Genomic DNA, 11,096 nt, shown 5'->3' on the forward strand with positions numbered 1-11,096 from the left:
TTATAATAAGCTAGACATCATGGGATATTCCTCGTCAGAAACAGTGCCACCCGCAATTGAACCCAGTCCACTATGTAGGAAGGATGCTCGAAAAACCGATTTTAGACCAAATCTATTACGAATTTCATCGACAGCGTGGTCCATTGCACGCTGTTTTTCTATGTCTCGTTCGAATAAGCTTGGCTGAATAAAACTATTCATACATAATTCAGAAACTCTTACTCCAAGATGCCTTATAGGTTCTTTCTTCCATATCTCATCGAAAAGTTCACAGGCAATTTCATGTATGGCATTTGTAGAATCTGTAGGGGCGAAGAATTTTCTCTGATGCGAATAGTGGTACAATTCGTTCGTCCTGATAGAAACAGATACAAGTTGGGTTAAATATTCTGCCTGACGTAGCCTAGTTGCAACACTTTCAACCAAAGAGAGTAAAACTAGATGCGCTGTTCTTGTATCATCTACATCAAAAGGAATCGTGGTCGAATTCCCAATACCTTTAATAATTGGTCTTCTATTTATTTTTACTAGTGATTCATCTCTGCCGTTAGCAAAATTCCAAATCATGAGTCCGTAACTTTTCAAAAAAAGTTCCAAACGGTGTGGTTCGGCATTTGCCAAATCACCAATTGTCTGAATTCCTCTATCTCGAAGTTTAGGAGCAGTTGCTCGGCCAACACCGAAAAGTTCCTCGACAGGCAGCGGCCACATTTTAGTAGACATTTCCTCGGGGAAAAGAGTATGAACCATATCGGGCTTCTTTAGTTCCGATCCCATTTTCGCCAGAAGTTTATTTGAAGAAATACCAATATTGACTGTAAAACCCAGTTGTTCTTTAATTTGGTCTTTAAGACGATAAGCAGCGGTAACGGGATCACCAAGTACCTTTTCCATTCCTGTATAATCCAAAAAATATTCATCGATTGAGTATTGCTCTATCAAAGGAGAGTATTCACGCAATATATCTCCGAAGACAGCACTGCATTGCATATAAAGATAATAATTTGGCGGGACAACAATAAGTTGTGGACATTTTATTTTTGCAGCAAAAACAGATTCTCCTGTAATGATGCCATATTTTTTTGTTGGAATTGATTTAGCTAAAATAATCCCGTGCCTTGTCTCCTGATTGCCGCCAACAACTGAAGGTACAGTTCTTAAATCCAGAGAATCTCCATGTTGAAGACGGTGAACAGCTTCCCAAGATAAATAGGCAGAGTTAGCATCAACATGAAAAATAATGCGCTTACTCACAACAACCACCTTAAATCTTATATAAAAACCATTTACCAGTACTAGGTTCAAATTTTAATTCAAAAACCTTTATCACACCATTAATTGTACTCTGACATCGAAACGTGATCATCTTGTTTCCGGCTAATTTTTCCTCTGAACGAAAAGCGACATGCTCAATGGCAATGATAGAAGGAATATCGTTTAGTTCTTGAATTTTAAACTTTAATGGTGTGGACACTCCATCAAGTTTAAAGGAAGCTAATACTTCTATGGGTTTCATAACAACTTTCATATTATCCCGCCCACAACGTAATAGAACATATGTTCGTATATAGATTATACAGTTGATAAATTTTTATTACAACAGTTTTGGGGATGGGAATATTCTCCTATAAAGATAAAGCGCCTTTTTATACGAATATCTGGACAGAACATTAAAGGAGCTGATCTGGGCGCTTGGCGAGCTCGCTGCCAACGATCCGGATACGCATGAAGCGTATAGAAATAGAATCTAAAAAATTTGCCGCAAAATGATAGTGTGGTATGATTAGAAGAAAAGCAGAAAAAGACAAGATGAAACAGGAACGGAGAACGCAACCATGCATTCAGATTTTGGCAGCAGTCCGCGGCAGCATACAAATAAAAAGATAGAACTTCTTGCACCGGCCGGGGGTTACGAGGCATTGAAGGCTGCGGTGGAAAATGGAGCCGATGCCGTCTATCTCGGAGGCAAAATGTTCAATGCCAGGGCTTCGGCCTCGAATTTTGATTCGGAGGAATTGCTTAAGGCCGTGACGTACGCGCACGAACGCGGCGTTAAGGTCTATGTGACGTTAAATATTCTTGTGGCTGACAGCGAATTCTCAGAGCTGGCGGACTATGTCTATCAGCTTTATTCACTTGGTGCAGACGCGTTGATTGTTCAGGACATCGGAGTTGCGAATTTTATCCGGAAAGTTCTGCCGGAAATGAAGCTTCATGCCAGCACGCAGATGACTCAGAATAATATTTACGGGCTGAAGCAACTTGAAAAAATGGGTTTTTCCAGGGTTGTTCTGGCCAGGGAGACTTCGGCGCCGGAAATAGAAAAAATGGTTCAGGCGACGGAGCTGGATGTCGAGGTTTTTGGACATGGCGCACTGTGTATCAGCTATTCCGGACAGTGTCTGATGTCGAGCTATATCGGGGGACGGAGCGGCAACCGCGGACGGTGTGCGCAGCCTTGCAGGATGGCCTACAGTCTGGTCGACGGCAAAGGCAGGGATCTGCTGGAAGGAAGGAAGACCGGGGAGCACCTTCTGAGCCCGCGTGATCTGAAATTGTTGGACAATCTCGGGGAGCTGCAGCGGATCGGTGTGCGCTCACTGAAGATAGAAGGCCGGATGAAAAGGCCCGAATATGTGGCAACGGTCATCCGGGTCTACCGTAAAGCCCTGGATTTTTTACAGGAACAAAAAGGACAGGAAATCACGGCCCGGGATCTCTATGAGCTGACTCAGATTTTTAACCGGGATTTTACAACCGGATACTTTCAGGGTTACCAGGGAGCTGAAATGATGAGCTTCAGCCGCCCGAACAATCGTGGTACCATGCTGGGCCGAATTACGGATCTAAAAAACAACCGCCTGACACTGAAGCTGGACCGTGAACTGGGACTTGGGGATGGGCTGGAAATCTGGACAAAAAGAGGCCGCGAAGGGATCAGCGTCGGAAAGATAATGGTCCCCGGCGGCAAAACGGTCGAATGCGCGGCGCCCGGAGATACGGTCACCATCGAATTTGAAGGTGCTGCGAACATCGGGGACCGGGTATTTAAAACGCACGATGAGCAGCTGATTGCCCAGGCCCGGCTCAGTTTCCAGGAAGGCAAGGAAATGCGCAAGCGGCCGTTAAAGATGCAACTGTCCGGAAAAGCTGGACAAAAACTGCGCCTAACCGTCTGGGACGACCAGCAACACGTTGCGCTGGAATCGCAGTGTGAGGCTCAGGAAGCACAGAACCGGCCACTGACACAGGAGGTTCTGGTAAAACAGCTGGGGCGTTTGGGGAATACCCCGTTTTATCTGGGAGAATTAGCGACAGCGCTGGAAGGGGATCTGATGATACCGGTGAGTGCGTTGAATGAATTGCGGCGCGCTGCGGTGGAGAAGCTTTTGGAACCGTCTCACAGCAAGCCGGCGCTGACCTTCAATGCGTATCAGGAGCGGACCCACGCTTGGAATCAACAGCTCAAAGCCGGCCGGACAGTATCGGGAAAAACCGGAACAGGCAAGCATTGGCTCAGTGCTGCGGTGACGGATTCTTCCATGATTGCGCCGTTACTGAAGTCCGGTGCGGACAGAATCATCCTGGGCGGAGAACACTGGCGGTCCAGACCACCCCTTACCCTGGCAGAGCTGCAGAAGGCACTCGATACGTGTCAAAGCCGGGGAAGAACGCTACTATGGAGACTGCCGCGAATCCTGAATCAGTCCCAATGTGAGCAGGTGCTGAAGGATCTGACAAAGGTGGCTGAGTGGCCGGTAAGGCCGGTGATCATGGCCGGGAATCTGGCGGAAATCGAAATGGTGAAGACCGTTGATCCCGAGTGGACCTGGGAGACGGATTATTTTATGCATTGTTTTAACGAAGCGGCGCTGGAATGGGTTCGCAGGGCAGGCGGAAGGCAGGCAGCCCTTTCCATGGAATTAAGTCAGGAACAGCTTGCTGTTCTGGGCAAATCCGAAGGCATTGAGTTGCTGGTGTTTGGCGATATGGAAATGATGGTCAGTGAATTTTGTCTTCCCGGCGCTGTGCTGGGGGAGGGGAAAGACGAAGCCCGCAACAAATGCGGAAAGGCCTGTCAAAACAAAGACCTGTACCTGAAGGACCGCATGGCCTATCACTTCCCACTGGCTGCGGATCAAGCGTGCCGGATGCATGTCTTCAATGCCAAAACCTTGAATCTGGTAACCGAACTGTCTAAAATAGCCGATATGGGCATCAGAAATATCCGGCTGGAACTGCTTCGGGCATCCCTGCCCCAGGCTGAACGTGCCGTTGCAGTCTTTCATCGGCTTTGGCAAGAAACGGCTGGAGGCAAGAACATAGGCAAAGAGGAAACAGAAGAAGCGATGAAAAGCCTGGAGGGGCTTTATCCCGATGGCTTTACCAGAGGACATTTTTACAGAGGGGTGCTAACATAAATTGATAGCTTCAGATAAAGTCCTGGCAAAACTGGATTTTGGCGCAGTCAGAGAACGGCTTAGGAATCATTGCATGCTTCCCGGGGCGAAAGAATTAGCGGAAGCCCTTGTTCCGGAGTTGGATCTGCGTACCGTGAGAGCGCTGCTCCGTGAAACGGACGAAGGGAAAATTCTCCTTAGGATGAACCCTTTGTTTTCAGTCAGAGGCGCGCGGGAAATTCGTCCTTATCTGGAAAGATGCGACCGGGGCGGAACCTTAAATCCGGAAGAATTGCTGGAAATCAGAGATACGTTGAAAACTGCCCGCCGCCTGAAGAATACGCTGCTGGAAGGAAGCCAGGCAGGAAAAGATCCGTACAGCGAATTAGATACGCTCAGAGAAACGGTCGATGGGATTGTACCGCAGAAAGAGATAGAAGACGATATCTCCCGCAGTGTTTCCGAGGACGGGGATATCAATGACCGGGCTTCCGAAGAGCTGGCCAGACTGCGGAAAGCGAAAGGAACAAGCCAGCAGCGGATTAAGGAAAGCCTCGATGGTATTTTAAGAAATCCGAACTATCAAAAGATGCTTCAGGACAATGTCATCACAAGCAGAGGGGACCGTTATGTGGTTCCAATCAAAATGGAATACAGTTCCGCTTTTCCCGGAATTGTCCATGATCAGTCAGCCAGCGGCGCGACGCTTTTCATCGAACCGATGGCAGTGGTCCAGCTTGGCAATGAACTGAGGGAGATCACCCTGAAAGAGAACAGGGAAGTTCAAAGGATTCTTCAGCAGCTTACAGCAAGCGTTGCCGCCAGGATTCCGGAAATCCTGCTGTTGAATGAAGCCTTGATTAAGCTGGATTTCATTCTGGCGAAAGCCCGTCTAAGTGAAGATATGGAAGCCGGGTCACCGCTCGTAATGAATAAACAGGAGGTCAAGCTGATCGGCGCGAGACATCCGCTGCTCACCGGGCCTGTTGTACCGATATCCGTCGAACTCGGGATAGATGATCAATTTCTGATTATTACCGGTCCGAACACCGGTGGGAAGACTGTGACGCTGAAGACAATCGGCCTTATGGCGGTGATGATGCAGTCCGGTCTGCATATTCCGGTCGAAAGTGATTCCCGGCTTGGGATATTCACTCGGATTTTTGTCGATATCGGTGATGAGCAGAGTGTCGAACAGTCATTAAGTACATTCTCCGCGCATATGACCAATATTGTGGATATTACCCGGGAAGCCGACAGCCGTTCCCTGGTTCTGCTGGACGAGCTTGGGGCCGGGACAGATCCGGGAGAAGGGGCTGCCCTGGCCATGGCGATCCTTGCGGAATTATTGGAGCGTGGAAGCTGCGGGGTGGCTACGACGCACTACGGTGCATTAAAGACCTTTGCCTACAATACACCCGGGGTTGAAAATGCTTCAGTTGAGTTTAATCCGGAAACGCTAAAGCCCACCTACCGCCTGCTCACCGGTATTCCCGGACGCAGCAATGCCTTATCGATTGCCCAGCGGCTTGGACTTGGCAGTGGTATTTTGGAAAAAGCCCGCTCCTTTATCTCTGAACGGGACATGAAGGAGAGCGATCTCCTGGAGAACCTTGAGGATACGCAAAGAGAGATTGAACTCAAAAAACGGAGTGTGGAAGAAGAGCAGAAGAAGGCTGAACATAAAGCCGCGGAGCTTAAGAAAAAGAATCTGGAATTAGAAGAGAAATACGAAGATATTCTTCGTAAAGCCAAAGAAGAGGCTGTAGAAGTTGTCCGTCAGGCCAGACTCGAAGCCGAAGGAATCATCAAAGAAATCAAGGAAGCCCAGAAGAAAGAACGGCGTGAACAGGAAGCAGCCCTGGAGAAAACACGTCAGGGACTAAAAAAACTCTCCGAAAAGGTATATGAAACCGGGTACGCCGAAAGAAACAAATCCGGACCGAAGCCCGGGCAGGTAGAACCGGGGCAAACGGTCTATATGCCCAATCTTCGACAGAAAGGCCAGGTCCTGCAAAAACCTGATAACAACAATGAAGTGCTGGTCCAGACGGGCATTTTGAAAGTCAGCGTTCCGCTGTCTGAAATCCGGTTGGTCGATGAGACGAGGAAACCAGAGCATTTTGAAAAAACAATCAAAGGTACTTTCGGGCTGAGCAAAGCGGTAAATCTCAGAAGTGAAATTGATCTTCGGGGAAAACTGGTTGAAGAGGGCATCCTGATGCTGGATAAGTATCTGGATGATGCTGTGATTACAGGAATCAATCAGGTCAGTGTGATTCATGGCAAAGGGACAGGCGCCCTGCGGGCAGGCATTCATCAGTTCTTGAAGAGACATCCCCATGTTGCTGCTTACCGCTTAGGAGAGTTTGGCGAAGGCGATTCCGGGGTTACGATCGTTGAATTAAAGTAAACTAGTACATTGATCTTTGAATAAGTTGATAAATATATATATTTGGGTCTGGTCTGCGCGCCACATTCCGCTCTCGGCAGATAGCGCCCTCCGTGGCGCTAACAGCCGCGCTCCGCATCCATGCTCTGCTTACGCTGGAACTGTGGCACACAGACCCAGCTATGAAGGTTTAAATGTCTAGTTATTAGAGAACGGTATACTAGCCACAAAAAAAACACTGCCGAGGTTATCTAAACCATCGGCAGTATTTTTTTAGAGGCATCGTCAATTACTGATTTCCAACGTTACGGGATTTGACGGAGGACCCTCTGTAAAAGAGTCATTGTCCATCAGAACACCCCAGAAGGTGTAGGTCCCGGAGACGGCTCCGGCACCGAAAAGATTTAAACGGTATTGAATCGTCCTCTTGTTTCCGTCTTCCGGCACATACGTTTCAAGATAGGATTGTCCCGGTTTCTTGATATACAGCTTAACGGTATATTTTTTGCTGTTATAGTTAGAAACCGGAAGCTGAACAACGGTGCTCGATCCGTCATAATACGGAGAAGACAAAGACAATTGAGGAATACTTGAATCTCCTGCCGGTGGAGTCTCACCGCTGGTAGAGCCGCCACTTTCATTCACATATTTGTCCGGAGCCTTATAGGGGGCTTCGTCCGACGGCCAGGTCACATCTTTAGGCCGGTCCAGAACGTTCAGGCAAATCCTCGATATGGCATTCATGCTGCCTACGGGGGCTAAAAGATTGGGGTTATTGGCATCGACATTCACTTCGACCCAAACATCACTGACTTTTGTAGGGACACTGTCTGTTGCGCATATCTCTGTTTTAACAAATTCCGAAGGAGTCAGACTGCTTGGCAGAAGACCTGATTTGGAATCGAATTTTACGGTCGTAAGCCCTTCGGGACGGCTGATACTTGACTGAACTGCCAGTCCTTCGTGGGCAACCGTCATGACTTGTTTCCAGATGCTGGCCGGGTAGCTGCCGCCATATACCTTATACAGGTAATGGCTTGTATCTGTCTGATCATACCCCATCCAGACAACCCCCGCGTATTTTGGGCTATAGCCGGCAAACCAGGCATCGGGATTACCGGACCTATTGCCGAATTTAGCAGGATCCAGGGATGTGGTACCCGTCTTACCGCAGATATACCAATTGCCAATTCGGGCCTTTGTGCCTGTTCCGGAGGTTACAACGCTTCTCAGGAGATCATTCATCAAATAAGCGGTGGTTTCTTTCATCACTCTTTTCTCGGAAGACGTGTTTTCGACCAGCGTTTTACCGTCAGGGCCCACGACTTTAATAACACTGTAAGGTTCAGCTTTGACTCCGTTATTGGCAAATGTTCCGTAAGCTGAGGCCATCTGCAGGGTGGAAATATCAAATGTCCCGAGGGCCATGCTTAATACTTTGTCATTGTTGGTTAGGGAAAGCCCCAGATTATTCTTGGCGAACTGCCAACCGTTTTCAACCCCGAGAGAGCTTAAGAGTTTTACGGCGTAAACGTTTACAGAGTCCTCGACAGCTTCGCGCATCGTGATCAAACCCCGCCAACCGGAAGTAATGGTGTCATAATCCGTCGGGGCCCAGACAGTGCCATCACCGTTATTAAATTTAACTGGCATATCATCGAATACTGTTCCAGGATAATAACCGCCGTGTTCAAGTGCCGGCGCATAGACAACCAGTGGCTTGGCAGTCGATCCGGGCTGCCTTTTGGATTGGTAAGCGCGGTTCAAACCCATCGGAGTGTATTCCCGGCCTCCTACCATTGCTGCGATCGCCCCGCTATCGGGCTCCAGTACAGTCATAGCACCTTGAACGGAAGTCCCGTCCTTACTGTTAGCAGGGAAATTCTTGGGGTCTGCAAAAGCTTCCTCGGCTTTGGTCTGGATTTTTGAATTTACAGTCGTATAAATCTTTAAACCGCCGCTATAGATCTGTTCAGGTGTAAAGCCATATTTAGCCTGAAGCTCGGAAATTACATAATCAACAAAATAAGGGTGTTGTTTGTTGCGCGTTGCAATTTCGGGCATTTGGACATTCTTTTGTTTGGATTTAACCTGGTCAACAAACGTGAAAGGTGTATCGACATACTTGTCATAATCAGCCTGTGTAATAATGCCATTGTCTCTCATCACACCCAGGACGATTGTTCGTCTTGCTTTGGCTTTTTCCGGATAAAAGTATGGGTCATAACCGCTTGGAGCTTGAGGGAGGCCGGCCAGCATGGCGATTTCAGCCGGATTCAGATCCTTAAGTTCTTTGTTAAAATAAGTCAAAGAAGCGGTCCGGATTCCGAAAGACGATTCCCCTAAGTAAATCCGATTCAAATAAAAGGTCAGAATTTCATTTTTGGTGTAAGCATGCTCAATCTGAAGAGCCAGAACGGCTTCCTGGATCTTGCGCGAAAGCCTCTGTGCCGTCGGATCTTCAATAAAAGCGTTTTTGGCGAGCTGAATCGTGATGGTGCTGCCGCCTTCGACGACTTTGCCGGCCTTCAGGTTATTAAAAGCTGATTTGATAATCCGAACCGGGTCTGCCCCAAAATGTTTATAAAACCGTTTATCTTCCACCGCAATAAACGTTTCCTTCACTGTGTCCGGTATGTCTTCATAGTCGACCAGCAGTCTGTTTTCGGTGGAGTGAAGCTGGGCAATCGAATTCTGTTCATTGTCATAGACCACAGAGGATTGTTTCTGACCTGTCAGCAGCTCAACATCTAATTTGGGGGTTTTTGCAACAGCAACAATTAAGTAAATACCTAAAATCACAATGAGTAGAATGATGATAAGAAGAGGAATTCTGAAGTAGGGTGTATTAAAAAACTTTTTTTTCTTTTTGACAGGGTGAACCCGCCTGTTTTTCTGATCTGCATTACGGTTATGATAATCATTGTTATTAGCCATTTTTTGCCTCCTAGATAAAGACTTATTAATAAGTATATAGATTAATAAGCTCAAAACATTATATCATATTTTAAAGGCTGTAAAAACAGTATCAATTTGGTAAGAGGTTGATATAAAATTTATATTTCTTTATAATATAAGATGCTTAAGCGCAAAGAACTTTATATAGCACCATGTCAGCTCCAAATTTTATATATTCTGGCGGTGTATTTGATAAATTGATTTTATTATTCTTTATAAGGAAGACAAGGTACTTAAGGTATATCGAAGAATGGAAGGAATGTTTTAAATTGATCGATTTAGACAAAGAAGTACAAAGACAAATGGAGATATTAAAAACAGGTGCTGCTGAGATTGTGCCGGAGGATGAACTGAAAGAAAAAATAAAGAATTCCCTTTTGTCAAATAAACCGCTGACGGTTAAGCTTGGACTTGACCCGACGGCTCCAGATATTCATTTGGGACATACCGTTCCTTTGCAGAAAATGAGACAGTTTCAGGATCTGGGGCATCAGGCAGTGATCATCATCGGAGATTTTACGGGCAGGATAGGTGATCCTACGGGAAAATCCGAAACTAGAAAGGCATTGACCGAAGAAGAAGTGCTTCGGAATGCGGAAACCTATAAAGAACAGATATTTAAAATTCTCGATCCCGCTAAAACAAGGATTGAGTTTAATGCCACCTGGCTTTCAAAGCTCAGTTTTGAAGAGGTCATTAAGTTAGCTTCCAATTGTACGGTTGCCAGAATGCTGGAAAGAGATGATTTTGCCAAGAGATATCAGGAGGAACGGCCGATGAGCATTCATGAATTCTTTTACCCGTTGATGCAGGGCTATGACTCGGTAGCGCTGCAAAGCGACGTCGAACTAGGAGGGACAGACCAGAAGTTTAATTTACTCATGGGCCGTACGCTGCAAAAAGATTATGGGCAATTACCGCAGGTTGCTTTAACAACGCCAATCCTTGAGGGGCTTGACGGCGTTCATAAAATGAGTAAAAGTCTTGGTAATTACATCGGAGTCTATGAAAGCCCCAGAGAAATGTTTGGAAAAACGATGTCTTTGCCGGACGAATTGATGATTCGCTATTTCGAATTGGTCACAAAAGTGCCTGTTGACGAAATTCGCCGTCTAGAAAAGGGCCTTGCTGACGGCAGCGTTCATCCGCGTGACTTAAAAATGCGTCTGGGATGGGAGATTGTCCGAATTTATCATGGAGATTCCGAAGCCGATCAGGCAAAAGACGAATTTATTAAAATGTTCCAGAAAAAAGAAGCTCCAGATGAGATGCCTGAATATAGCCTTGCGGAACTTGGTGCATCGAAGGACGGCACGATCGAACTGGTTACGCTGATGGTCAATGCA

At 46.8% G+C, this 11,096-nt stretch carries 6 protein-coding genes (1 of these 6 running past the window's edge); 3 read left to right on the plus strand and 3 right to left on the minus strand.

Annotated elements, in window-relative coordinates; genetic code table 11:
• Both AAH944_RS01195 and AAH944_RS01200 read right to left on the minus strand, forming a co-directional pair.
• A complete protein-coding gene (locus AAH944_RS01195) occupies nucleotides 1–1,254 on the minus strand; it encodes a DNA polymerase Y family protein (RefSeq protein ID WP_415535828.1) in 1,254 nt (417 codons plus the stop codon).
• A gap of 10 nt (nucleotides 1,255–1,264) precedes the next feature.
• Nucleotides 1,265–1,528, minus strand: coding sequence for a hypothetical protein (locus tag AAH944_RS01200; protein ID WP_415535830.1), 264 nt, complete (start codon nucleotides 1,526–1,528; stop codon nucleotides 1,265–1,267).
• A gap of 307 nt (nucleotides 1,529–1,835) precedes the next feature.
• On the opposite strand from AAH944_RS01200, the gene AAH944_RS01205 reads away from it, so the two are divergent.
• Together AAH944_RS01205 and AAH944_RS01210 are read left to right on the plus strand one after the other, a co-directional pair.
• Nucleotides 1,836–4,421 carry a DUF3656 domain-containing U32 family peptidase gene (locus AAH944_RS01205; protein WP_415535832.1) on the plus strand — a complete coding sequence of 862 codons (2,586 nt, stop codon included), beginning with the start codon at nucleotides 1,836–1,838 and terminating at the stop codon, nucleotides 4,419–4,421.
• A gap of 1 nt (nucleotide 4,422) precedes the next feature.
• Nucleotides 4,423–6,813 carry an endonuclease MutS2 gene (locus AAH944_RS01210; RefSeq protein ID WP_415535834.1) on the plus strand — a complete coding sequence of 797 codons (2,391 nt, stop codon included), beginning with the start codon at nucleotides 4,423–4,425 and terminating at the stop codon, nucleotides 6,811–6,813.
• A gap of 264 nt (nucleotides 6,814–7,077) precedes the next feature.
• Here AAH944_RS01210 and AAH944_RS01215 read toward each other — a convergent pair whose 3' ends face one another.
• Entirely contained in the window at nucleotides 7,078–9,729 is a 2,652-nt protein-coding gene (locus AAH944_RS01215) for a transglycosylase domain-containing protein (protein WP_415535836.1), read from the minus strand.
• A gap of 323 nt (nucleotides 9,730–10,052) precedes the next feature.
• Here AAH944_RS01215 and tyrS point away from each other — a divergent pair, with 323 nt between their 5' ends.
• Nucleotides 10,053–11,096 carry the 5' portion of a tyrosine--tRNA ligase gene (gene tyrS / locus AAH944_RS01220; protein ID WP_415537725.1) on the plus strand. 159 nt of this gene lie beyond the right edge of the window, so the window shows 1,044 of its 1,203 coding nt (coding positions 1–1,044); it begins with the start codon at nucleotides 10,053–10,055; its stop codon lies beyond the right edge, outside the window.

This window comes from Dehalobacter sp. CP (assembly GCF_047652685.1).
Classification (GTDB): Bacteria; Bacillota; Desulfitobacteriia; order Desulfitobacteriales; family Syntrophobotulaceae; genus Dehalobacter.

Bases quoted from the DNA above. Each gene is read 5' to 3' on its own strand.
- AAH944_RS01200 (WP_415535830.1), bottom strand. From the start codon at position 1,528: ATGAAAGTTGTTATGAAACCCATAGAAGTATTAGCTTCCTTTAAACTT.
- AAH944_RS01215 (WP_415535836.1), bottom strand. From the start codon at position 9,729: ATGGCTAATAACAATGATTATCATAACCGTAATGCAGATCAGAAAAAC.
- AAH944_RS01205 (WP_415535832.1), top strand. From the start codon at position 1,836: ATGCATTCAGATTTTGGCAGCAGTCCGCGGCAGCATACAAATAAAAAG.